Annotated in this window: 22 protein-coding genes; 14 read left to right on the top strand and 8 right to left on the bottom strand. The window is 39.1% G+C overall.

From position 1 onward, the window contains the following. Nucleotides 1-9: 9 nt before the first annotated feature. The 5 genes from K6V21_RS01055 to K6V21_RS01035 all read right to left on the bottom strand — a co-directional run bounded on the left by K6V21_RS01055 (nucleotide 10) and on the right by K6V21_RS01035 (nucleotide 6028). Entirely contained in the window at nucleotides 10-1242 is a 1233-nt protein-coding gene (locus tag K6V21_RS01055; RefSeq protein WP_044269465.1) for an ABC transporter permease, read from the bottom strand. Continuing rightward, on the bottom strand, nucleotides 1242-2420 hold the full coding sequence (locus K6V21_RS01050) for an ABC transporter permease (protein WP_007210521.1): 1179 nt from the start codon (nucleotides 2418-2420) through the stop codon (nucleotides 1242-1244). Before K6V21_RS01050 ends, K6V21_RS01055 begins: the two co-directional genes overlap by 1 nt. 32 nt (nucleotides 2421-2452) lie before the next feature. Then, entirely contained in the window at nucleotides 2453-3439 is a 987-nt protein-coding gene (locus K6V21_RS01045) for an HlyD family secretion protein (protein ID WP_007659678.1), read from the bottom strand. A gap of 102 nt (nucleotides 3440-3541) precedes the next feature. After that, nucleotides 3542-5032 (bottom strand): TolC family protein, encoded by a 1491-nt coding sequence (locus K6V21_RS01040; protein ID WP_224320590.1) that lies wholly within the window; start codon nucleotides 5030-5032, stop codon nucleotides 3542-3544. Between the two features lie 117 nt (nucleotides 5033-5149). Then, nucleotides 5150-6028, bottom strand: a complete 879-nt coding sequence (locus K6V21_RS01035) for a hypothetical protein (RefSeq protein ID WP_060408283.1) — start codon at nucleotides 6026-6028, stop codon at nucleotides 5150-5152. A gap of 205 nt (nucleotides 6029-6233) precedes the next feature. Here K6V21_RS01035 and mdh point away from each other — a divergent pair, with 205 nt between their 5' ends. Both mdh and K6V21_RS01025 read left to right on the top strand, forming a co-directional pair. After that, nucleotides 6234-7175 (top strand): malate dehydrogenase, encoded by a 942-nt coding sequence (gene mdh / locus K6V21_RS01030; protein ID WP_007210525.1) that lies wholly within the window; start codon nucleotides 6234-6236, stop codon nucleotides 7173-7175. A gap of 172 nt (nucleotides 7176-7347) precedes the next feature. Further along, nucleotides 7348-8574, top strand: coding sequence for an ATP-binding protein (locus tag K6V21_RS01025; protein WP_224320589.1), 1227 nt, complete (start codon nucleotides 7348-7350; stop codon nucleotides 8572-8574). Between the two features lie 139 nt (nucleotides 8575-8713). Here K6V21_RS01025 and K6V21_RS01020 read toward each other — a convergent pair whose 3' ends face one another. From K6V21_RS01020 to K6V21_RS01010, 3 genes are all read right to left on the bottom strand, one after another. Beyond that, nucleotides 8714-9517 carry a DUF4373 domain-containing protein gene (locus tag K6V21_RS01020; RefSeq protein WP_224320588.1) on the bottom strand — a complete coding sequence of 268 codons (804 nt, stop codon included), beginning with the start codon at nucleotides 9515-9517 and terminating at the stop codon, nucleotides 8714-8716. 33 nt (nucleotides 9518-9550) lie between these two features. Beyond that, the gene (locus K6V21_RS01015) at nucleotides 9551-9904 is read right to left on the bottom strand and encodes an SH3 beta-barrel fold-containing protein (RefSeq protein WP_224320587.1); all 354 of its coding nucleotides are present in this window, start codon (nucleotides 9902-9904) and stop codon (nucleotides 9551-9553) included. A 169-nt stretch (nucleotides 9905-10073) separates the two neighbouring features. Next, the gene (locus K6V21_RS01010; protein WP_007217151.1) at nucleotides 10074-10334 is read right to left on the bottom strand and encodes a hypothetical protein; all 261 of its coding nucleotides are present in this window, start codon (nucleotides 10332-10334) and stop codon (nucleotides 10074-10076) included. Nucleotides 10335-11024: 690 nt separating this feature from the next. On the opposite strand from K6V21_RS01010, the gene K6V21_RS01005 reads away from it, so the two are divergent. The 12 genes from K6V21_RS01005 (at nucleotide 11025) to gmd (ending at nucleotide 23519) form a co-directional block, all read left to right on the top strand. Next, the gene (locus K6V21_RS01005; protein WP_224321982.1) at nucleotides 11025-11558 is read left to right on the top strand and encodes a UpxY family transcription antiterminator; all 534 of its coding nucleotides are present in this window, start codon (nucleotides 11025-11027) and stop codon (nucleotides 11556-11558) included. A 33-nt stretch (nucleotides 11559-11591) separates the two neighbouring features. After that, a complete protein-coding gene (locus K6V21_RS01000; protein WP_224320586.1) occupies nucleotides 11592-12074 on the top strand; it encodes a UpxZ family transcription anti-terminator antagonist in 483 nt (160 codons plus the stop codon). Between the two features lie 30 nt (nucleotides 12075-12104). Further along, on the top strand, nucleotides 12105-13913 hold the full coding sequence (locus K6V21_RS00995) for an aminotransferase class I/II-fold pyridoxal phosphate-dependent enzyme (RefSeq protein WP_224320585.1): 1809 nt from the start codon (nucleotides 12105-12107) through the stop codon (nucleotides 13911-13913). Continuing rightward, the gene (locus tag K6V21_RS00990; RefSeq protein ID WP_224320584.1) at nucleotides 13913-14860 is read left to right on the top strand and encodes a hypothetical protein; all 948 of its coding nucleotides are present in this window, start codon (nucleotides 13913-13915) and stop codon (nucleotides 14858-14860) included. Before K6V21_RS00995 ends, K6V21_RS00990 begins: the two co-directional genes overlap by 1 nt. 68 nt (nucleotides 14861-14928) lie before the next feature. Continuing rightward, the gene (locus tag K6V21_RS00985) at nucleotides 14929-16350 is read left to right on the top strand and encodes a lipopolysaccharide biosynthesis protein (RefSeq protein ID WP_224320583.1); all 1422 of its coding nucleotides are present in this window, start codon (nucleotides 14929-14931) and stop codon (nucleotides 16348-16350) included. A gap of 17 nt (nucleotides 16351-16367) precedes the next feature. Further along, on the top strand, nucleotides 16368-17183 hold the full coding sequence (locus K6V21_RS00980; RefSeq protein ID WP_224320582.1) for a phosphorylcholine transferase LicD: 816 nt from the start codon (nucleotides 16368-16370) through the stop codon (nucleotides 17181-17183). Beyond that, nucleotides 17173-18336, top strand: a complete 1164-nt coding sequence (gene wecB, locus K6V21_RS00975; RefSeq protein ID WP_224320581.1) for a non-hydrolyzing UDP-N-acetylglucosamine 2-epimerase — start codon at nucleotides 17173-17175, stop codon at nucleotides 18334-18336. Before K6V21_RS00980 ends, wecB begins: the two co-directional genes overlap by 11 nt. Nucleotides 18337-18339: 3 nt before the next feature. Then, nucleotides 18340-19482 (top strand): glycosyltransferase family 4 protein, encoded by a 1143-nt coding sequence (locus tag K6V21_RS00970; protein ID WP_224320580.1) that lies wholly within the window; start codon nucleotides 18340-18342, stop codon nucleotides 19480-19482. Continuing rightward, entirely contained in the window at nucleotides 19479-20585 is a 1107-nt protein-coding gene (locus K6V21_RS00965; RefSeq protein ID WP_224320579.1) for an EpsG family protein, read from the top strand. The genes K6V21_RS00970 and K6V21_RS00965 overlap by 4 nt, the downstream gene beginning before the upstream one ends. A gap of 77 nt (nucleotides 20586-20662) precedes the next feature. Continuing rightward, the gene (locus K6V21_RS00960) at nucleotides 20663-21637 is read left to right on the top strand and encodes a glycosyltransferase (RefSeq protein ID WP_224320578.1); all 975 of its coding nucleotides are present in this window, start codon (nucleotides 20663-20665) and stop codon (nucleotides 21635-21637) included. 35 nt (nucleotides 21638-21672) lie between these two features. Further along, nucleotides 21673-22437, top strand: coding sequence for a glycosyltransferase family 2 protein (locus tag K6V21_RS00955; RefSeq protein WP_224320577.1), 765 nt, complete (start codon nucleotides 21673-21675; stop codon nucleotides 22435-22437). Beyond that, nucleotides 22437-23519: a GDP-mannose 4,6-dehydratase gene (gene gmd / locus K6V21_RS00950; RefSeq protein ID WP_224320576.1), complete on the top strand. Its 1083-nt coding sequence runs from the start codon at nucleotides 22437-22439 to the stop codon at nucleotides 23517-23519. Before K6V21_RS00955 ends, gmd begins: the two co-directional genes overlap by 1 nt. Nucleotides 23520-23524 lie beyond the last annotated feature (5 nt).

Raw genomic sequence — 23524 nt, 5'->3', positions numbered from 1 at the left:
CTGAAATTACTATTTATTCTTGTACTCTTTATATTTCTCAATCACATGCTTCCTGCTCTGGATAATCTGCCAACGATATACCCAGCAAGTCGTCAGGAAGTAGATGCCTGCCTGTATCCATAATGCACGGTATTCAAAGGCTACTTCGTTGAGTGTAGCTCCCATGCTATTAATGCGTACGTAGCCATTGATGCCGAAAGTGGACGGGAAGATATAAGAGAAGTATCTCCAGAAATCCGGCATGGCGGCTCCCGGCCAGGAAACACCTGAAAGGAATAATAAAGGTACGGATGTGAAGACGAATATTAACATGCAGGTTTCACGGTTGCGTATGGCAATAGAAGCTGTCATGGCAAAGAAAATACATGCTGCCAGATAAGGCAACATAAAGAGGGTCAGTACACCCGGTTGAGCTATCTGGATGAGACTGAACAGACGTGGCACTACACAGAGTACATATACGGATACAAGTGCATACACCATGAAGTAACTTAAACCTTTACCCAGTACGATACGTAATGTGCCGTTGTAGTGGCGGTTGATAGGAACCAAATCTTTGAAACGATTCTGTTCTCGGGCTGTTCCGGCAGAAAGTCCGATACCCAGCAGCAAGGTTTGCTGAATAATCAGTATCAATACCGCAGGTATCAGGAAAGCCGCAAAACCGTTTGCGGGGTTGAATAAGGTAACATCTTCATATTTTATCGGATAGGCGGTAATTTCATCCTGGCGGTTGGTGGTATTGCCGGCACGTTGCATTTTGATATCTGCATTCATATCCAGTGACACGCTGGTATTGGTGTTCAGCAGAGATTTGTAATAAAGCAATCCGCTCATATCGCAATACAGACTGACCTGTGTTTGCTTTCCCCGTGCAATATCTTCACTGAATTCAGCAGGTATATAGATGATGCCATAAGCCAGACGATCTTTCAGCATCAGTTTGGCTTCTTCCATGTCGGCGCAATAAGATACAATCTTCACTTCCGGACTGGAGTCCACTTTGCGCAGGTATTCGCGGCTTAACGAACTGCGTGAGTTATCCACTACCACAGCAGGTACTTCCCGTATGGTTTCATTGGTATAAATGAAAGCATAAATCAGTGGATACACCAACGGGACAAGCACAAAGAAGATGAGCACACCCTGATCGCGAAAGGTCGTGCGGAATTCCCGTATCCAGATATAGAATAGGTCGTGGATACCTTGTACTACTTTCTGTTTGAACGTCAGATGTTTCATTAGGGCACGTATTTATAATAAATCAACGCTTCTTTGAGCCGGTGTACGACAAAGAAAGGAAGCATCATAAAAATAAGTAACGCCACATAGTTTATCCATGAATAAATCATCGGATAACCGTTCAGGGCCTGATCTACATAGATCAGGAAATAGTGACGCAGCGGGAACAGATTGGCTAATCCTTGCAGAACCGGATGCATTGCCATAGCTGGGAATGATAGTCCGCACATAGAGAATGAAAGCACTCCCCATAAGGATGCAAAACTCAGTCCCAGACGCAGGGTAGGCAATGTACCTATCATTAGTACGCCCATCCCTTGCGAAGCCAGTACGAGGCAGAGAGTGGCAAGAAGCATCGGCATGATGCCACTGTTGCAGGGGAAGTGCAGGAAGCCATATAAATATACATTATATAATATTCCCATCAGGAAGAAAATAGCCGTATGCGGTAACAGCTTTCCGGCAAGGGAGATGTAGATGGAATTATTTCCCATGCGCAGCCATTCGCGTGCGGTACGGTCTTTTATTTCCACGCCGATGGAGTAAACCGTTATCATAAATATAAGCAGCATCAATACACCCGGTGCAAATGTATTACATAAGTATACGGAGTAATTCAGCCACGGATTGTTCAGCGGATGTGTATCGATGACGATGGGTTGCAGGAATGCCATAGCCTGGTCTTCCGTAGCACCTTTAGCATACAAACTGGTGCGTGCGGCGGCTCCCGATGCCAACTCGCTCATCATCTTCATATCTTTGTAGAGCAGAGAACCGGCGATAAGCAGCGTATTGTTGGTATAGAATGATACGGTAGGCTGTCGTTGAGATTGCGCCTTGGCGGTGGTACCTTTCGGAATGTAGTAGAATCCGTAGATTTCTCCTTTCTGCATGGCGGCACGTGCTTCGTTGATAGTAGGATAATGGGCTACGATGGCGGTCTGCTCAAATGCATCCAGGTTTCGCATCAATTGGCGCGAAGTGGATGTCATATCCTGATCCACCACCCCTACAGGCATATTGACCGGTAACCCCGAATCCATCAGTGTCGTGAAGAAGACGTAGCAGAACAACGGCGCTATCACCATGCAGAACAGGTACAGCGGACGGGAAACGAGCCGTCGGCCTTCCCGTTTCATGACGTTCCACAAAGCTATATATTTCTTATCTCGTGCCATTCCTTTACTTATCACTAATCACTAACCGTTAATCACTTCTTCAGTATCACCGACATTCCGGGACGCAAGCCTTCCACTTTCTCCTGTGGTAAAGCTTTTACCTCAAAAGTCTTCAGATCAAATTGCCCGGTTGTTTTCGTAGCCTTCCAGGCTGCATAAGTACCAAGATCCTTCATGTAGTTCACTTTCAGGCGGATATTTTTATCCAATGCCGGAACGAAAGCTTCGAATTCAGTTCCCATTGTCAGACCTTGCAGCAAATCTTCCCGGACATTGAATGTTACCCACATATCATCCAGTATGGCTATGTTCATGATCGGTGCACCGGTTCCTACCAATTCACCTACTTTGGGGAAGATTTCCGAAACTTCTCCGGCTGTTTGGGCTATAAGATAAGTTTCTTTGATATAAGATTCTACTTCTGCAACAGCTCCTTTGGCACGGTCTACCAAGGCGGCAGCAGCAGCTTTATCTTCTCGTTCCGCACCGTTCTTTGCCATGTCGTATTGAGCTTTGGCGGCTTTTTCTGTAGCGACGGCAGCATCCCGTTGTGCAGTTACCTCATCCAGCTTTTGGGCCGACATCACTCCCTGATCAGCAAGATTCTTCACACGTTTGTAAGATTTCTCGGCTATTTCAAGTCCTGCTTTAGCCTTTTGCCACATCTCAAAGGCAGCCTGTACCTGTTCGTGACGGGCGCCTTTCAGTGCTTTCTCATTCTGTGCCTGAGCAGCGGCTTCCGCCGCACGAGCCTGTTCCAGTTTAGCTAATACATCCGGAGCTTCCAGTATGGCGAGTGTATCTCCGGCCTGCACGCTTTGTCCCTCTTTCACACGGAATTCCAGAATACGCCCCGGTACTTTACTCGATACCCGGTATTCTGTGACCTCTGCCTGACCCTGTACGATTTCCGGTCCTTTGCGCAACATGAAGAAACCTACTACGGCTACAATGGCAATGACGCCTGTCAGCGTTAAGAACGCTAATAGCATGTTACTGTTTTGTGATTTGGTATCCATTTTTTAATTACTAATTACGAATTACTAATTATGGTGTTATTGATTACTGATTACTAATTTCAAACTAAGCGGAAAGCGTTGTGCAATCCCTATAATTTATAATTAGTAATCGGTTGTTTTCAACTGTCCCAATGCCTTCTTCAGATAGATGTCAGTCAATTTCACATCAATTTGTGCATCTATCTTTTCGGACTGAGCTGAAAGCCAGGCTGTGTGTGCTTCGAGTACGTTGCTGGCAGCTATCACGCCTTCTTCAAATCCGAGGGTGGCATATCGAAGATTTTCATCTGCTTTTTCCAGATTCTTTTCTGCCATAATCAGCTTTTTAGCGGCTTCATTAACCTTGAAGACGGACTGGTTGACTTGAAGTTCTATCTTTTCTTTAGCATCGTCCAATTGGTATTGGGCGATACGGGCTTCCGCTTTGGCTGCCTTCACCTTGTACATGCCTTCACCCCAATGCCAGATAGGAACCTGTAATACCACGCCCACATTCCACATACCTTTGAATTTCTTTTCGAAACCGTTGAAAACGGAGGGGTTGGTCATCATATAGCTTCCCATCAGAGCCAGTGACGGCAGATATTCGGAACGAGTGACGTTTACCTTCTGCTTGTAGATTTCCGTGGCAAGTTCCAGACTGCGTACTTCCGGCCGTGTAGCATAAACCGTATTCAGATCAATTCCATTTGCTGCTACCGGATCAGGAGAGAGATCGTCTTCCCGTTCATCTTTCAGCATGATAGGAGAGGACAAGTCCAAACCGCATAACTGGCATAATAGCATTCTGGACAGGCTCAAGCCATCTTCTACTTTGGTCAGTGTCATTTCCGCTTCGTTCACTCTTACCTTTACGGATAGACCGTCCGCTTTGGTGGCAACACCTTCGGCAATCATCTTGTCCACATCGCTTTCCAACTTTTGCAGTAACTTGAGGTAACCTTCGGCTAACTTCTTTTTACTGGCGAGTGATACTACCTGCCAGTAAGCCTGGTCGGTACTAAGTATTACATCTTGCAGACCACTGTCATGTTGCTGGCGTGCCAGTTCTTCTGCATATTTGGTGATTTTGTTGTAAGCACGGATTTTGCCGCCCATATATAAAGGTTGTGTCAGCGTCAGGGCACCGGCATACATGTTGCGGGTATCTGTACGAAATGCGTCAACGAGGGAATTTCCGAGGCCGTTGAGCGGAGAGGCAACGTCCACACTTCCTAACGCCTGGATCAACGCCATGAATTGCGGATTCTGTGTCAACTCAGGGTGCTGTGTCAGTATACCTTGTATACCATTTTGCATAGCACCGCTCACCTGAGTTCCCATTGAACCTAATGCACCTTTCTGGGCATCACTCAATAGTGAAATCTCTTTTTGGGTACGCATATATCCACCGGTGGCGGAAATATCGGGAAGGTAGTTGGTAAACGCCGCTTTTCTCTGATAATGTGCAGAGTTAATTTTCTCCTGGCTTATCAGTAGTTCTTTGTTATTGGCAATGGCCAATGCACGGCAACTATCGAGGCTCAAAACCTCTTGTGCGCCGACAGAGAAGGTCAGACATACCAACCAAATGAAACAGAAGAACTTTCTCATCGTGTCTATACATTATTAAGGTGATTAAAACGTTGTTTTGTGATGCAACAATAATTGCATAAACAACGATGCAAATGTATAGGCTTTCAGTGAGACCTCAAAATAATTTAATCTTTTTTAGTCCAATGTAAAGGATTGCGAGCCGATAAGTGTTCCGTCTGCGAAAAGATCTACCCGATAGGTACCTGCATATAGATACTCTTCTACATTCCAGTACACGGTTATATTTTGCTCTTCACCGTTGTATTCAATGTACTTTTTGATGGAATACCCCAACTCGCGGTTTTCATACGGGAATGTATTGGAAGGGTTTTTAGTCAGCACGTCATTATCCGGTTTGGTGATGCGGACATAGATGGTACGTTCGCCTGTTTCAGCTGTGATGTTTTTGACGATAGTAAATCCTATCTTGAATTTCACCACGTCTTTTACTTTCTTGGCTGCTTTATCCCGTTTGTTCACGGCTTGAATGTTGATGTTGGTCGCATCCAGTTGGGCAGCAAGAGTTACTTTTTTATTCAGGTTCTTTTTTTCTTCGGACAAATTACTGATTTGGCGGGAAGCATCGTTGTATTTCTGCGTGACCTGTGCGATCACCTCTTTCTGATGAGCGGTAAGCCTATTCAGTGAATCTATTTGGTTGATATAACCTATCATAACTTTACGTAAGGTGGCAAGTTCATTCTTCAGACGGCGTATTTCAGCGGCGTTACTGCTTTTTACGGTACGCAGTTCTTCTAACAGACGTTGGGTTTTCAATTGCTCCTGTTCTAATAGTACGGACAGGGAATCGTTGGAGACTGTTAATTTCAGTTCGTCATATTGTTGTGCAAAGCGTGTATATTCGTTTTCCAGGTCTTCCTTTTCCAGTTGAAATTCCTGTACCAGTTCTTTGTTGGTCTGCTTTTCGGTGAGTAATAATACAGTGACGCCCACCAAGGCTAATACTAATACAGTACCTGCAATAATCACCAGCTTATTTTTGTTATTTGCCATATTGTTTCATTAATATAATAGGTGTGTAAAATAGGGTTAGGTCTATTCCGCCGCAAAAATAAGCATTAATCGTCAATCGCTAATCACCAACCCTTAACTTAATAATCATTTAACTAAAATTATTACGGAAAAATTTCCTTAATTACGAATGTCGTTGTACTTTTGTCGCAACTTTATTACACATATAAACAAAAAATTGAAGATTATGTCAAAAGTAACCGTAGTAGGTGCAGGTAACGTAGGTGCTACATGCGCTAATGTGTTGGCCTTTAATGAAGTGGCTGACGAAGTGGTAATGCTGGATGTTAAAGAAGGCGTTTCAGAAGGTAAGGCAATGGATATGATGCAGACAGCTCAATTGTTGGGTTTTGATACCACTATTGTAGGCTGCACCAACGATTATGAGAAGACTGCAAATTCTGACGTTATTGTTATCACATCAGGTATTCCCCGTAAGCCGGGCATGACTCGTGAAGAGTTGATCGGTGTGAATGCCGGTATCGTGAAAACTGTTGCTGAAAATGCATTGAAATATTCTCCCAACGCTATCCTTGTAGTTATTTCTAATCCGATGGATACAATGACTTATCTGGCATTGAAATCTTTGGGTCTGCCTAAGAACCGTGTTATCGGTATGGGTGGTGCTTTGGACAGCTCTCGTTTCAAATATTTCCTGTCTCAAGCTTTGGGTTGCAATGCAAACGAAGTAGAAGGTATGGTAATCGGTGGTCATGGTGATACTACTATGATTCCGTTGGCTCGCCTGGCTACATACAAAGGACAACCGGTTAGCACACTGTTGAGCGAAGAAAAACTGAACGAAGTTGTAGCTTCTACTATGGTAGGTGGTGCTACGCTGACTAAGTTGCTGGGTACTTCCGCATGGTATGCACCGGGTGCGGCAGGAGCTTATGTAGTTGAGTCTATCATCCACAACCAGAAGAAGATGATTCCTTGCTCTGTATTGCTGGAAGGCGAATATGGTGAATCTGATCTTTGTATCGGTGTTCCCGTTATCCTGGGCAAGAATGGTATCGAAAAGATCGTTGAACTGGAACTGACTGCTGACGAAAAAGAAAAATTCGCTGCCAGTGCTAAGGCTGTTCACGGAACTAACGCTGCATTGAAAGAAGTAGGTGCTCTCTAATCAAGAAAGCGTTTTTATATTAATATTCAGTAGCGGTTGACTCCCTTTGTGAGTCAGCCGCTATTTTTTTTGTCCATTCAGAATGGAAAGGAGTATCCATTTAGAATGGATGAATTTGTCCATTCAGAATGGAATACCTATATTTGCACTTGAACTTAAAAAGATAAATATTATGATAAGTCGGTCAGATATCATAGAAGCAATCCGCATGCAGAGTGAGCGGATAAAAAAAGGTCAGGGATACAGGCGTGATTTGTTATCTTCTCTTTCTCCGTTATTGCAGGATTATGCACTAATTATTTCGGGCATACGCCGGTGTGGAAAAAGTACTTTGCTGTTTCAGATGCTAATGGATAAATATCAGTTGGAAGAGACTGTTTTGTTGAATTTTGATACTCCGCTGTTATATGGTTTTGAGTTTAACGATTTCCGCATAGTAGATGAAGTAATTAAGGAAAATGAGAAGTGTAGAGTTCTTTTCTTCGATGAGGTTCAGGTTGTTGAAGGATGGGAGGTGTATGTCAGGGGTAAGCTGGATGAAGGATTCTATGTGGTGGTGACTGGTTCCAATGCTTCCATGTTGAGTCGTGAATTGGGGACCAAATTGACCGGACGGCACATTACTAAGGAACTTTTTCCTTTTTCTTATGCAGAATATTGTGGTTATAAAGAACAAGAGATTGGTGAAGGCTCTTTATATGATTACCTGTATAAAGGAGGCTTTCCGCAATACTTGCAATTAGATAATCCGGATGTGTTATCTGATTTGGTCAATGATATCGTCTATCGTGATATCGCAGTAAGGTATAATATTCGTGATGAGCATTCATTAAAAAGTTTATTGGCTTATTTAGTAGGGAATATAGGAAATTTGGTTTCCGCCAATAAACTCAAGCAAGTGCTTGGAGTGAAAAGTACGTCTACTGTATCGGACTATTTTTCTTATTTTGAGCAAACCTATTTAATAAGTTTTGTCCCGAGATTCTCATATTCTTATAAGGCACAGTTACTAAATCCTAAGAAAGTGTACTGCGTGGATAATGGTGTAGTTTCAATAGCCTCTCCTTCATTTACCCGTGACGAAGGACGTCGATTGGAGAATATGGTCTTTGCAGAGTTGCGTCGCCGTTATTCGGAAATTTTTTATTATAATGAGAATCAGAAAGAATGTGACTTTATTATAGCTGAAAACAGTGTACCCTGTTTAGCTATTCAGGTTTGCTATTCATTGACTGCCGAAAACAGGAAGCGTGAAGTTGAAGGACTGTTGGATGCCTTGACCTTTTTTAATCTGCCTGAGGGATTATTGCTGTCATTTAATCAGCGTGACAAGTTTATTATTGGGGATAAAACGGTTCGTGTACTACCTGTATATGATTATTTCAAAAATATACATTGATGTATATTTTGTAAGTCTTGACGGGTACTTTAGGATGGCTACACCCTTTCGCCCGTATGGTGTAGCCCTTTGTCATAAAGGGTGTAGCCATAGGAGGCAAAGGGTGTAGCCTTGGCTAATCAGATATTAGCCTTGATTATCAGCCGTTTCCGGTTTTCTCTTTTCTTAGTGCGGCGATGACGTATTTCCCTTTTGCCAGTACGGTACTCCACCGTGTACTGCTGATTATTTTAAACACATATCCTCCCAGTCTTCCGTAGTCGGATAGTCGAAGAATGGCATTGATTTCATTTCGATCTACGATATGAAGTTGTTGCAACTCCAACATCAAACCTTCCAGATTGTGTGTCTTCTTGTTGTAGGCGTATCCCGGAATCTCGATCGAAGAACCCTCCGTTCCTTTTCCTCCATCCTCCCCTTGGGGAGTTAGAGGGGGAGTGTTTTCCTTTTCTTTACTTTGCTTTTCTTTACTTTGTTCGGAATTGCATGCATTTTCGGGTGGAAACAATACATCCTGTACCTCATTTTCTTCTTTCCCGTTTTTAGGAACTTTAGTTTCTACGAGGAAGTAAGGGAGAGGATTCAAGTCCCGTTTTCTGCGCTTGGTGGCTTCCAACCATACTTTTTGGATAGGTTCGGATGTCAATACGTGATGTTCCTCATACATTTTCCGGTCGAATATGTCTTTCGCTATCAGAAGTTCTACGATTTCCTGCATTTCCTCGTCCGATAGTTCGTTTCCTAATTTGTGGGCAAAGAGCATGCACTGCTCTTTGTTCCACACCAGGTAATACCCTTCTTCTTTATAAATTTTTCCGAGTAGCTTTATGAATGCCGCTACACCTTTCAGTCCGAACCGGGCTTCTATCAGTTCTGTTGCTACTCCTTCGAGCAGACTTATAGTTATGGGGAAATACAGTACCCCTGTACAATTCATTGCCATTTCTTTAGTTATTAAACGATTAGTGATTAATGATTAGCAGACGGGGCTCCAGTCTAGTAAATTCTCCAACTGGAAACTTCTCCAAGCCTGTGACTCTACATCCCAGTAAACTACAGTACTTTCTATGCGCTTCATTTCATAGAATCGGTGGAAGAAACTTTCATAGGGCATGAGGGTTGCTTTCACCATTTTGAATATTGTGCCTTGTTTGTGAAAGGCAATAAGGGCATAGCCATACTGCATGTGGTCAATGAGGTCGATCAATCTTTGTGCCATGTATTCTGCACATTCTTCGGAATACCCCTTTTCGAACATGAACCGTTTTTTCCATTTTTCTGCCATTCTTTCACGGACTGGAACCGGATTTTTGAACTCGTGTCTTTTCATCTTACGATATATTTAATTAATAATAATGTTGGTTACGTTTTCAAGCCCATGCCATAGCATAAAAAAAAGATGTCGCTTCGCATAAGAGGAAGCGGCATCTCATTGAAGTCTGACTTGGTCTTGTTAACGTGGGGGCAAAGGTAGGTCTTGCTGTTTTGACAGTATCTTTTTAATTCCTGCCTCTTCTGGAGTGTGATTTCTCCTTATGCTTTTCGTTGTGTCTGACTCTTTTATCCTTTTGCCACATTTTTTCTGCCATTTTGGTTAAAGTGCTCTTTGACATAGGGGTTCCGTCATCATTTAGGAAGAGTTTGGTTTCCGCTATGCGTTCTATGAACGGGGCTAATTCGAGTTTTTCGGGTGGAATCTTTTCATTGTTTCCAACGTAGAAATTACCCTCGATGTATCCATCCAAAAGATTTCCCAGCATACTTTCTTGGTTATTGTTAATTCCTTTAACCTTTTTACCCTTAGGACGGCCTCTGTGTGGTTTATTTTCCGCTTGTTCAGAGGATTGCCTGTTCTGTTCACTTGGTTTTACTAACTCTTTTTCTTCGCTTTTAGCAGCGTTTTTTTTGAATTACTCATTTTATGAAAATATTTAATTAAAAACAGTTAATTTGTAAATAAGGGTGCAAAGATACTAGGATTGTAGATGTGCAGAGTTGAGGAAGATGAATAAAATGAAATTAAAACTTTTTTGGCAGATGTAATATGCAGTAAATTAGAATGGTATAGTAAAAAATAGGGGGTGTTTAAAAAACGTTCGTTTAATGGGCGCAAAGATAAGGGGTATTTTTCGAACGTGCAAGATGTTTAATAAAAATATTTCTATTATTTCATTTTTTGTCAGTTATATTATTAGTAATCAATGTGATAATATTAATAATATATATATTTAATATCCTCTCATTTTTATGATTTCAAATTTCATGTTGAAGGCATGATCGTGTTGTCTATTAAACGAACGATTAAAAAACACTTTTTTGAATTTAATATCTTCGTTTATAACGCATTAAGTCGAAATATCTATTTGCTACGGTTTGAAAGAGAATATGTCTCGTTCAAACCGCGAAGCGCACCCGGAACTATAGTAAAATCCTTGATTCTCTTTTTGCAAGTGATTGAAAATCAAAAATATTGGTTTGCTGCCCGCACTCGTGACAAGCAAGAGTTTGCTGTCCGAAAATCCTTAGATAAGCTTAAGTCCGAAGAGAAGCTGGATCTTGACTGTTATCTTCCCACGCGAATTGTGATATCACAGCTGAAGTATCGCCGTAAACGTAGTGAGGTTCCTGTTATCCGAAATTTAATCTTCATCCGTGCTACTAAACAAACCGCTTGCGACATATCCAATGTTTATAATGTCCAGCTTTTCTACATGAAGGATCTATTTACTCATTCCATGCTGGTTGTTCCTGATAAGCAGATGGAAGACTTCATGTTTGTGATGGATTTGAATCCTGATAGTATCGGTTTTGATGTTGAACCCCTTGCCGCTGGAAACAGAGTGAGAGTTGTCAAGGGTGAATTTATCGGCATTGAGGGAGAGGTTGCTACGGAAGCCAATAAGACATATGTTGTCATTCGCATCAAGGGCGTTTTGGTTGCAAGTGTCAAAGTTCCCAAATCTTATCTGAAAATAATAGAGTAACACTTTCTCAATTATATTTTAATCATATACCAAATGAATTCTTTACTTTCTTGTGCTCTTGAGCTTCAGCATGCTGCTCATGAGCTGATGTATCTTGGTATGGACGGAGAACCTATATATTCCGACACTTTTTGTCGTTTGAATAAGGAAGTTCTCGTTAAATCCAATTCTCTTTTTTCCTCTAAGAGTTCCGATATCGAAGAAGAAGCCAACCTGTGTTTGGCTCTTTTAATGGGCTATAACGCTACTATTTATGATTATGGGGATAAAGAACAGAAAAAGCAATCTGTTCTAGACCGTGCATATACTATCTTAGAACAACTTCCTACTTCTTTGCTTAAAGTTCGCTTGCTGACTTATTGTTATGGTGAAATCTATGAAGAGGCTCTGCTCCAGGAAGCTCGTGTTATTATAGGACAGTGGGATAAGAATGCTTTGACTCCCGAGCAAACGGAGATCATGGAGGAACTAAAGAATATTGAAGAGAATCAATATCCTTTTGAGGTACTTGATTGATGTGTCTATAATTTTATTTCATAATACATAATGCAAGCAATTATTTTAGCTGCTGGTATGGGCAAACGCCTTGGCGAACTGACTAAGGGCAATACAAAATGCATGGTCAAAGTGAACGGTGTGTCTTTGATAGACCGTGTTTTGACACAGTTATCTACAATAAATCTCTCAAAGGTTATCATTGTAGTGGGCTATCAAGGGAAAAAGTTACAGGACTATTTGGGTAATTCTTATAAAGGGATGCCTCTGCAATACATTGAGAATCCAGTTTATGACAAAACCAATAATATTTATTCGCTTTCGCTGGCAAAGAAGGAACTTCAAGAGGATGACACGTTATTGATAGAATCCGATCTGATATTGGATGACGCTCTTCTTCCGATGCTGGTAAGTAACCCCTCACCCAACCTGGCATTGGTGGCCAAATATGAGACTTGGATGGACGGGACCATGGTATGTATAGGCGAAGAGGATAATATTGTAAACTTTGTACCTAAGCAGGCTTTCAGGTACAGTGATGTAAACTCTTATTATAAAACGGTAAATGTCTACAAATTCAGTCGTGAATTTTCCTCTTCGCAATATGTTCCTTTTTTGGAGGCTTATACCAAGGCGTTAGGCAATAATGAGTATTACGAACAAGTATTGCGGGTTGTTACACTACTTGATAATTGTCCGTTGAAAGTACTTCCGCTTGATGGACAGAAATGGTATGAGATAGACGATGTGCAGGATTTGGATATTGCCGAGACTATCTTTAGTGATGAAGACAGGCAGTTGCCTCTTTATCAAAAGCGTTATGGCGGGTATTGGCGTTTCCCGAATTTGCTGGATTTCTGCTATCTGGTTAATCCTTACTTTCCTTCGCAGAAACTGAAAGAAGAATTGAAAGCTAATTTCGATGTGTTGCTGAGTGAATATCCTTCGGGTATGAGAATTAATTCACTACTCATATCTAAATATTTTCATATAGACAAAAATTATGCGGTAGTTGGAAATGGAGCTGCTGAATTAATAAAGTCGTTGATGCGTTATTTGGACGGGAAAGTGGGTGTTGTGTTTCCTACATTCGAAGAGTATCCTAATCGCTATGCAGAGAATCGTTTGGTAAAATATGTTCCTCAGAATGCGGACTTTACCTATTCGGCTTTGGATTTGCAGATGTTCTTTGCGGGTAAGTCCATTTCTACGCTTCTTCTTATCAACCCTGACAATCCTTCTGGCAATTTTATTCCGTATGCTGATTTACTTTCTTTGATTTCGTGGACCGAAGAATGTGGTATCCGGTTAGTGGTGGACGAATCTTTTGTTGATTTTAGTGTGGGTTACGAACAGAATACCTTGTTGCGTAATGACATACTTTCTCGTTATCCTCATTTGACTGTGATGAAAAGTATTTCAAAATCCTATGGAGTTCCTGGGCTTCGTTTAGGCGTATTGGCGTCAGCTGATAAGGAACTGATCGAATGGATGAGGAAAGATGTTGCCATTTGGAATATTAATTCGTTTGCAGAATTCTATATGCAGATCTTTGGAAAGTATGAGGATGACTATAGGCAAGCGTCCCGTCTTTTTGTGGAGGAGCGCGCGCGATTCCAAAAAGAACTTTCCGCAATTTCCTGGCTTCGTGTCATACCTTCACAAGCTAATTATTTTCTCTGCGAGGTATTGGATAAATACACTTCGAAGGATTTGTTGAAACTTTTGTTGATCAAGTATGGAGTTTTGATAAAAGATTGTAGTACCAAGTCAGGGTTTGAAGGAAGGAATTATATCCGTATTGCGGTACGTGGGAAAGCGGATAATGATAAATTGGTTGAATCTTTAAAGAAGTTATAATGAAAATACTGGACTTTGATAAAATTAAATCTTTGAATTTGTCAGCAGAGGAAATGTATAGCTGGACAGAAAATGTATGGAAACAACAGGATTCATTCATATTGCCGCCGAAATCAAAAATGTTGCAAGGTGAAAGTGGACGGTATTTCACTATGCCTTGTGTGCTGCCTCAATACGATATTTCCGGAGTAAAATTTATCTGCCGGAATGTGGATGATGTGGATGGAGTTCCTGCCCGTAACTCTAATATTATGCTGCAAAATTGTTCCAAACATGGTTTACTGGCTGTTATGGATGGTACATATATTACTAATATGCGTACAGGAGCTAATGCGGCGTATAATGCGATAACGTTTGCTAAATCCAAGCCTGAGACATTAGCTGTATATGGTTTGGGATTAACAGCTCGCGCTTTTATGTTTTTCTTTACGGCTATATTTAAGCGTCCCATTACGATAAAGTTGATGCGTTACAAAAATCAGGCAGAACTGTTTATTGATAAGTTTAAGTCTAATCCTAATTTGAAATTTCAGATATGCGATAATTTGGAGGAATTGTTTCATTCGGATATAATAGTGTCATGTGTAAGTTTTGCCAGAAAGGAATTATGCGATATATTGGTGTATCCAAAAGGTTGTACGGTAGTGCCTGTCCATACAAGTGGCTTTCAGAATTGTGATTTGGCTTTCGATAAAGTAGTGGTAGATGATATAGGGCACGTAAAAGGTTATCGGTATTTTAATGAATTTCAGGAGAGGATGATAAGGATTACTGATGTAGCCAATCAACGAGTTACCGGACGTGAAAATGATGAACAACAAATTGTTGTATATGACGGAGGAGTTGCTATACATGATTTATACTACGCTATGAAAATTTTGGAGAAGGCTGGGGATGATTGCATTCAGATGCCGATGTCTTATCCGGAGGAGAGGTTTTGGATTTAATATTTTTTCTTAAGATTGACGTAGCTTTAAATATAGCTAATATTTAAATGTCATTAGGAGCGAAAATTTTGTCCGGAACAATTTGGGTTTCGGTTGATAAGTTCGGTACAATGTTCTTGCAATTCTTCGTCAATTTGATATTGGCGCGTCTGCTTACTCCTGCTGATTATGGTTGTATTGGAATGCTAGCCATTTTTATAGTGGTTTCACAGGTGTTGATTGATGGAGGATTTGGTTCAGCTCTGATACAGAAAAAGCAACCGACACAGGTGGACTACTCCACAATTTTCTTTTGGAATCTATTTTTTGCTTGTTTCCTTTATGTCGTGTTGTTCTTTTCTGCGCCCCAGATAGCTTTGTTTTTTAAAATGCCGCTATTAAGTGATGTCTTGAAAGTTTTAGGACTTATTTTGATAATTAATTCTTTGGGAATCATTCAAAATAATCGGTTGCGTAAATTACTGGCCTTCAAGAAAATTTCATTAGTTAATGTTCTTTCTCTTTCTGCCGCTTCTTTGGTGGGAGTTTTTTTGGCATATCGGGGCTGGGGTGTTTGGAGTCTGGTTGCTATGCAGTTAATTAATGCTTTGCTCAATGCCGGAACATTGTGGTTAGTGGCTCGTTGGTATCCTTCTTGGACTTTTTCTTTTGCTACTCTGAAGGAACTATTTGGTTTTGGCGGTTTTCTTTTGGCTTCCAATGTATTGCAGGAAATATGCAAGAATCTGCAAGGGTTGATTATAGGCCGTAAGTTTTCTTCCACCGAAATGGGGCTTTACTCACAAGCCAAAAAACTGGATGATGTAGCCTGCCTGACATTGCCTAATGTTATTATGCAGGTGTTGTTTCCTGTTTACGCGCAGTTGCAAAACGATTTGAAACAGATGAGAAAAACATTGGACATGAGTGTGCAGGTTATCTCTTTTGTTACCTTTCCTTTGGTTGCGATATTCATTTTGGTGGCTCACCCCTTGATTGGTTTCTTGTACGGTAATAAGTGGGAGGGAGCTATACCTTATTTCCAAATATTGTGCGTAGGAGGATTGTTTGCCTGCTTGCAAAATGTGAATTATTATGCGGTAGCTGCTTTGGGAAAGAGCAAACCTCTTTTCAGATGGAGTTTCTATAAATGGGGCATGCTGTTTGTCCTTTTGCTGGGTGGTATGCACTGGGGGATACACGGTATCTTATGGGGAATGGTGCTCAGTTCATTGAATATCTATTTGGTTAATGCCTTATTAGTTTCAAAATATTGCCATTATCCTCTAACCAAGCAATTGAAAAAATTGTTACCTGTCTTTTTATTGTCACTCTTGGTGGCAGTGTTTGTATGGCTGTTCAATCAATGGTTGCCTTTACTTTTTGGTGTGACTATCGTGATGTACATGATTGTTTATATGGTGATGGCCTGGTCGATGAGAATGGAGGCGTGGAAGAACTGCATTCAAATTGTAGTTTTGTTTACTAAAAGGAAAATTGATAATAACTGATTTTACTCATAATAATAATGATAACTGATACTTTACAAAACGAATTACGTGAACGATACAACCCCGATGGTTCCACATTACGCAGGCAGCAATTGAGAATGCTTGAGATGCTTCAATATATAGATGTTATCTGCAAGAAGCATAATATCAAATATTGGTTAACTTCAGGAACTTTATTGGGTGCTGTAAGACATGGAGGTTTTATTCCATGGGATGATGATTTGGACATTGAAATGTTAAAAGAAGATTTCGGAAAATTTGTTGAGGTTATGGAACAAGAGAAGAGTGAAGATTATTCGCTTCAAATTCATAAAAATGATCCTAATTATTTTGCCCCATATGGAAAACTCAGAGATATGTTTTCTTATTTGAAGGAAGAAAATATGAATGATTTGCATTATAAATATCATGGAATTTATATTGATATATTTGCATTGGAACCTTCTTCCTCTTACTGGTTAACTAGAATATCGGGAGGAATTCAAAGAAGGACACTTTATTGTGTAAATACAATAAAATTGGAATTATGGAGGAAAATACTAACTAAGTGTTCTTATTGTATTGCTTATAAGTTTATTTTTCCTTGTTTTAGTGCTTTGGGTAAAATAGGTGCAAGAAATCAACTCCGGCATGTACATGGCAGCTATTTTGTAAAGCCAAGATACTCAACGGATATTTTTCCATTGGATAACTTGAAATTTGAAGGTCTGTCATTTCCTGTCCCTTGGAATTATGATAATTATTTGAAGAATATTTATGGTGATTATATGAAATTACCAGATTTGAATAAAATAAAAAAACATATCAATAGGATTGAATTTTATGGCAAATAGAAAGAAGATAATGTTAGTTTTCGGTACTCGTCCGGAAGCTATAAAGATGGCACCACTAGTAAAGGGGTTCTTAAATTATCCAGACTTTTTTGAGACGATTGTCTGTGTTACGGGACAGCATCGTGAGATGTTGGATCAAGTATTACAAATATTCGATATAAAGCCGGACTACGATCTGAATATAATGAAGCAGGGGCAAGATCTCTATGATGTAACAGCTAGTGTACTTATAGGTATGCGTGATGTATTACGTGAAGCCAAACCTGATGTGGTGCTGGTGCATGGCGATACTACCACTTCCACTGCTTCAGCCTTGGCTGCTTTCTATCAGCAGATTCCTGTAGGGCATGTGGAGGCAGGATTGCGCACACATAATATTTACAGCCCTTGGCCGGAAGAGATGAACCGTCTTATTACGGGACGTATTGCGGCCTATCATTTCTCGCCAACACCTCTCAGTAGGCGGAACTTGTTGTCTGAAGGTGTAAATCCTGAGACTGTTATCGTGACAGGTAATACCGTGATTGATACGCTTTATATGGTGGTGGATAAAATAAAAAGCAATAAGGCATTGGATATGGAGTTGAAGAATGTTCTGACTAATGTTGGCTACGATGTAAATCGTTTGGCGGATGGACGAAAGTTGGTTCTTATCACTGGTCATCGTCGTGAGAACTTCGGTGATGGATTCATATCAGTGTGTACTGCTATCAAGGATTTAACAAGAAAATATCCGAAAGTGGATTTTGTATATCCTATGCATCTTAATCCCAATGTACGCAAACCCATTCATGAAGTATTTGGTGACGAATTGTCTGATTTGGGTAATATGTTTTTTATTGAGCCACTTGAATATCTCTCATTTGTGTATCTAATGGAGAAGAGTACTTTGGTATTGACGGATAGTGGCGGCATTCAAGAAGAGGCTCCTGGATTGGGTAAGCCTGTATTGGTAATGCGTGATACTACCGAGCGACCGGAAGCCTTGGATGCAGGTACTGTGAAATTGGTAGGTACTAACTGCAATAAGATTGTAAGCGAAGTTTCGGCATTGCTTAACGATGCAGAATATTATGAGAGGATGAGTATGGCTATAAATCCTTATGGGGATGGGAAAGCTAGCCAGAGGATTATAGACAGTTTTAGAGATTGATTTATGGATGTTACTATTATTTCTCCATTAATATATGACTTTGAAAATTATAGTTTGAAGATAGGTGGGGTAGAAACTTATATTTATGATTTGGCTCACATTCTGAAATCTGCTAAAATGGATGTTTCAATTTACCAAATTGACAATTTTACAAAGGAAGTGTCTCTTAATGGAGTATTGATAAAGTCAATATCTATTAAGCAGACTTGGAGAAAGAATATTTATCAATTATTATTTGACAATATATATTCAAATAAAGGGCTATATATTTTGGCTACTGATCAGTTAGACATAAGGGCTCCTTATAGGAATGTAATTACAATTCAACATGGTATAGCATTTGACATACCAGGTAATATGTTATCTGGATTCTGGAAAAAGAGTGCTGCACTTCAACTCCTAAATAAAATGCTGCGATGTATAAAGAATGTTCACCGATTTTATAATACACCCAATACGGTATGTGTAGATTATAATTATTTTAATTGGTATAGGACACTTGGGACGATAACAGAAAGCATGCATTTGAAAGTTATTCCTAATTTTTCTACTTCTTCTATATCTTTTGGGGATATAAAGAAGAAAATGGAATCTTCCAATCAAAAGAGAATAATTTTTGCGAGGAGATTCGTTGACTATAGAGGAACTCTTTTATTTCTAAGTGTAGCTAAGAGGATTATTGCTGAATATGATGATATTGAAATAACATTTGCTGGTGATGGCCCATTGAAAAAACAGATTAGTGATGTCTTTAAGGATGAGAAACGTGTAACGATAACATCTTTTGAAAGTTCGGAAAGTGTTTTATTCCATTATAATTTTGATATTGCTGTAGTACCTACAATTTTTTCTGAAGGAACATCATTGTCACTGTGTGAAGCAATGGCTTCAGGATGTTTCCCAATAGCTACTCACGTGGGGGGGATGACTAATATGTTGATAGATGGTTATAATGGAAAACTTGTTTATCCTTCAGAGGGAATGTTGTATAAAGCGATTGTTGATGTGTTGTCATTGGATAAAAAAGACTTTTGCCAAATAGTGCTGAATGCTTATGCGACTGTTCAAAAATCTTTTTCAAAAGAAAAGTGGACTTTAGAATGGCTTTCTTTTATTGATGAAGTAATGAAAAATGAACGATTATGATTGCGTACTTAATTGTTGTTTTTCTGTTTTTTCTACTATCGTTGATAAAGGAAAATAGAGTATTTTTCTTTTTTTCTTTTTTATTAGTCTATCTATTTCTTTGTTACGGTTATATGTGCGGCAGTGATTGGCGTATTTATGAAGAGGAATATTATGCTCATTTTAAAATGAGATTAGTTGAGCCTGGATATATGATGTTGTCTAACTTCTTTGCAGATTTGGGAGTGGGGTTTTGGCCTTTTCATATAATTTTTAAATCGTTCTCTTTTTTTTCTTATTATTATATATTTAGAAATCGGGTAAGCGGGCAAGGATTGGCTTTTGTTTGGATGCTTTTTTTATGTTCATTTGGTTTTTATCTTTTCATAGATTGTCCCTTTCGTAACCTAATAGCGATGGGTATTGCTATATTGGCTTTTAAATTTTTAGAACAACAAAAATATATTTTATATTATGGATTTGTAATACTGGTCTGTTCTTTTCATTTGTCAGGAAGCATATTGTTGGTTCTTCCAATTATGAATTTTAAAAAGATGAGTAATAAAACTCTTTATTTGATTTATTTTACTTTTTTGTTTCTTTTATTAGTTCATGTTGATAAACTCGTACTAAAGGCAATCTTAGCCCCATTTCCGTATATTTATGATAGAATATTCTTCTATGAAGATACGTCGATGTTTCAAGGAAGTGTCTTGTCGGTAGGGTTGGTCTTGAGATTAATTTGTCTTTTCTTTATGTTGCAATATCGAAATTGGATTCATAGACATTATGATAGTTCTGGATTTGTTTTTAATATGTGCTATGCTTATTTATTATTTAGTTTACTTTCCTATTCTATTCCTATAACTTTTAGAATGCCTTTTTTCTTAGCTCCTTTCTATTTGTTAATGATGTTTTTTATTTTACAGCGTTTTTCCTTTTTAAATAAATGCGTGTTTAAGGTATTTTACTTACTGGTTGCGTTTCTGATAACAATAAAAACAATAACAGAACGGCCATATTATGTGCCATATACTAATATAATACCCTATGCTATAGAGGGAACAGAATTAGATTATGATTATAGATCTAATTATAATTTTAAGCATTCACCTTATAAATAGTTTGCTGATTCAAAAATTATTGTTTTGTACCATGATAAATTGATAATTAGTTTTTGTACAATTAAAAAGATAGTAGTATGAAATATCAACTTGGAGTATCGATAATTGTTTGTTGTTATAATAGTATAGGGAGAATAGAACATACGTTGGCTTATTTGGCAAAGCAAAAGTTTCGGACAAGAATTAATGTTGAGCTCATAGTGGTGAATAATGCTTCTACTGATGAAACAAAAAAAATAGTTACTCAGTTATTGAAAACTTTATTTCCTTTGTGGAGTTGTTCAGTAATCGATGAGATGAATCAGGGATTGACATATGCTCGTAATGCTGGTATAAAGAATGCTCTGTATGAGTATTTATTGTTTTGCGATGACGATAATTTATTATTTCCTGATTATGTTCAGAATGCATATGATATTTTATCACAAAATGAGTGGATTGGGGCTTGTGGTGGTAGAGGAATTCCAGAGTTTTTAGGAGTGGAAGAGCCTGAATGGTTTAAGAAGGCAGCACCTTCTTATGCTTTGGGTTCTCAATTGTCACAATCAGGAAAACTTGTACGAAATTCTTTGTACGGTGCGGGACTTTGTATAAAACATTCGATAATTGATGAGTTATATCAGAAGAAATTCCATTCGTTTTTGACGGGGAGAAAGGGGAAAGGGTTATTAGCTGGTGAAGATTCGGAGCTTACAAAAGCCATTTTATTATTAGGATATAAATTAGAAGCGAATGACTCTTTGTTATATAAACATATTATGCCATCTAATAGACTTAATAAGGAATATTTCTATAAGATGTTGTATGGCTTTGGATTAGCTTATCCTGTAATTTGCTTATATGAATGTGCCATAAGATTTCCTTATTTTAATTTATATGTTTTTTATTACCTGTATTTTTTAGGGTTGGTATTCAATTATATTGGAACTTTTGTTTTTAGAAAGAGAGACAAGAAAGCTATTTATAGAGGTGCTATCACTGCATTTATGAATATGCCTTTTAAAGATGTTCATGAGGTATGTGCAGTGATAAAACGGTTGTCAAAGAGTTGATTTATATTAATGCTTAAATATATAGTTGTTTTATTATGAAGGTTTCTCTTGTTACTGTTACATTTAATAGTGATAAAACTCTTCGTGATACTATTCAGTCAGTACTTAATCAGACCTATTCGGATATTGAGTATATTATTGTTGATGGTCTGTCCCAAGACAATACGGTTGATATTATTCGTAAATATGAGCCGCAGTTTCAAGGACGGTTGAAATGGATAAGTGAAAGGGATAATGGTCTTTATGATGCCATGAATAAAGGCATTCGTATGTCAACCGGTGGTATTGTCGGTATTATTAATTCCGATGATTTTTATCATCGGAGAGATATCATTTCAAGGGTTGTAGAGGCTTTTCAAAATGAGGAAACTAAAGCCGTTTATGGAGATGTGCGCTTTGTGAATCCGGATAATTTGGATAAGACTGTACGTTATTATTCGTCCCGAATTTTTTCTCCTAGTCGTTTTCGGTATGGTTTTATGCCTGCTCATCCTACTTTCTTCACTTATCGGAAATATTTCGAAGAATTCGGATATTATAAAACTGATTATCATATAGCAGCGGATTATGAATTGCTGATTCGTTTTTTGTATACACATCAATTGAAGTCAAAATATCTTTCTCTGGATTTTATGAAAATGAGAACAGGTGGTGCAAGCACTGCCTCTATTAAAAGTAATATTTTACTAAATAAGGAAATAGTTCGTGCATGTAGTGAGAATGAGATTTGGACATGCATGCCGTTACTGTTTTTTAAATATTTTATAAAAGTGTTTGAGTTGTTTTTAACGAAAGAATAATGAAAAAAGTAGCATTACTAACTGGAATTACCGGTCAGGATGGTTCTTTCCTTGCCGAGTTTTTAATAGAAAAAGGGTATGAAGTTCACGGTATTCTTCGTCGTTCGTCTTCATTTAATACTGGACGTATTGAACATCTTTATTTAGATGAATGGGTGCGTGATATGAAGCAACAGCGTTTAGTCAATCTTCATTATGGCGATATGACAGATAGCAGTTCATTGATTCGTATTATTCAGCAAGTACAACCTGATGAAATCTATAATCTTGCGGCACAAAGTCATGTAAAGGTATCTTTTGATGTTCCTGAATATACGGCTGAAGCTGATGCGGTAGGTACACTTCGCATGTTGGAAGCTGTCCGTATTTTGGGTTTGGAGAAGAAGACTAAGATTTATCAGGCTTCTACTTCGGAGCTTTATGGTAAGGTACAGGAGGTTCCTCAGAAAGAGACCACTCCTTTTTATCCCCGTAGTCCATACGGGGTAGCCAAACAATATGGTTTTTGGATAACTAAGAACTACCGTGAAAGTTATGATATGTTTGCCGTGAACGGTATCCTGTTCAACCATGAAAGTGAGCGGAGAGGTGAGACTTTTGTAACTCGTAAGATCACTCTTGCTGCTGCTCGTATTGCACAAGGTTTTCAAGATAAGTTGTATTTGGGAAATTTGGACGCCCGTCGAGACTGGGGATATGCAAAGGATTATGTGGAGTGTATGTGGTTGATTCTACAACATGATACACCGGAAGATTTTGTGATAGCTACTGGTGAGATGCATACTGTTCGCGAGTTTGCCACTTTGGCATTCCATGAGGTTGGTATTGAACTGCGCTGGGAAGGTGAGGGCGTTAATGAAAAAGGTGTTGATCTGAAAACGGGTAAGGTGCTTGTTGAGGTTGATTCTAAATATTTCCGTCCTTGCGAGGTTGAGCAACTACTTGGTGATCCTACTAAAGCAAAGACGCTGCTTGGTTGGAATCCGACGAAGACCAGTTTCCCTGAATTGGTGAGAATAATGGTGGCGCATGATATGCGTTTCGTGAAGAAGCTATATCTCAAATCACAGATAGCAAAATAAATCTT

The sequence above is a fragment of the Bacteroides cellulosilyticus genome (assembly GCF_020091405.1).
Lineage (GTDB): Bacteria > Bacteroidota > Bacteroidia > Bacteroidales > Bacteroidaceae > Bacteroides.
This window is presented reverse-complemented; position numbering and strand designations above follow the sequence as displayed.

Bases quoted from the DNA above. Each gene is read 5' to 3' on its own strand.
- K6V21_RS01055 (WP_044269465.1), bottom strand. From the start codon at position 1,242: ATGAAACATCTGACGTTCAAACAGAAAGTAGTACAAGGTATCCACGAC.
- K6V21_RS01050 (WP_007210521.1), bottom strand. From the start codon at position 2,420: ATGGCACGAGATAAGAAATATATAGCTTTGTGGAACGTCATGAAACGG.
- K6V21_RS01045 (WP_007659678.1), bottom strand. From the start codon at position 3,439: ATGGATACCAAATCACAAAACAGTAACATGCTATTAGCGTTCTTAACG.
- K6V21_RS01040 (WP_224320590.1), bottom strand. From the start codon at position 5,032: ATGAGAAAGTTCTTCTGTTTCATTTGGTTGGTATGTCTGACCTTCTCT.
- K6V21_RS01035 (WP_060408283.1), bottom strand. From the start codon at position 6,028: ATGGCAAATAACAAAAATAAGCTGGTGATTATTGCAGGTACTGTATTA.
- mdh (WP_007210525.1), top strand. From the start codon at position 6,234: ATGTCAAAAGTAACCGTAGTAGGTGCAGGTAACGTAGGTGCTACATGC.
- K6V21_RS01025 (WP_224320589.1), top strand. From the start codon at position 7,348: ATGATAAGTCGGTCAGATATCATAGAAGCAATCCGCATGCAGAGTGAG.
- K6V21_RS01020 (WP_224320588.1), bottom strand. From the start codon at position 9,517: ATGGCAATGAATTGTACAGGGGTACTGTATTTCCCCATAACTATAAGT.
- K6V21_RS01015 (WP_224320587.1), bottom strand. From the start codon at position 9,904: ATGAAAAGACACGAGTTCAAAAATCCGGTTCCAGTCCGTGAAAGAATG.
- K6V21_RS01010 (WP_007217151.1), bottom strand. From the start codon at position 10,334: ATGCTGGGAAATCTTTTGGATGGATACATCGAGGGTAATTTCTACGTT.
- K6V21_RS01000 (WP_224320586.1), top strand. From the start codon at position 11,592: ATGAATTCTTTACTTTCTTGTGCTCTTGAGCTTCAGCATGCTGCTCAT.
- K6V21_RS00995 (WP_224320585.1), top strand. From the start codon at position 12,105: ATGCAAGCAATTATTTTAGCTGCTGGTATGGGCAAACGCCTTGGCGAA.
- K6V21_RS00990 (WP_224320584.1), top strand. From the start codon at position 13,913: ATGAAAATACTGGACTTTGATAAAATTAAATCTTTGAATTTGTCAGCA.
- K6V21_RS00980 (WP_224320582.1), top strand. From the start codon at position 16,368: ATGATAACTGATACTTTACAAAACGAATTACGTGAACGATACAACCCC.
- wecB (WP_224320581.1), top strand. From the start codon at position 17,173: ATGGCAAATAGAAAGAAGATAATGTTAGTTTTCGGTACTCGTCCGGAA.
- K6V21_RS00970 (WP_224320580.1), top strand. From the start codon at position 18,340: ATGGATGTTACTATTATTTCTCCATTAATATATGACTTTGAAAATTAT.
- K6V21_RS00965 (WP_224320579.1), top strand. From the start codon at position 19,479: ATGATTGCGTACTTAATTGTTGTTTTTCTGTTTTTTCTACTATCGTTG.
- K6V21_RS00960 (WP_224320578.1), top strand. From the start codon at position 20,663: ATGAAATATCAACTTGGAGTATCGATAATTGTTTGTTGTTATAATAGT.
- K6V21_RS00955 (WP_224320577.1), top strand. From the start codon at position 21,673: ATGAAGGTTTCTCTTGTTACTGTTACATTTAATAGTGATAAAACTCTT.
- gmd (WP_224320576.1), top strand. From the start codon at position 22,437: ATGAAAAAAGTAGCATTACTAACTGGAATTACCGGTCAGGATGGTTCT.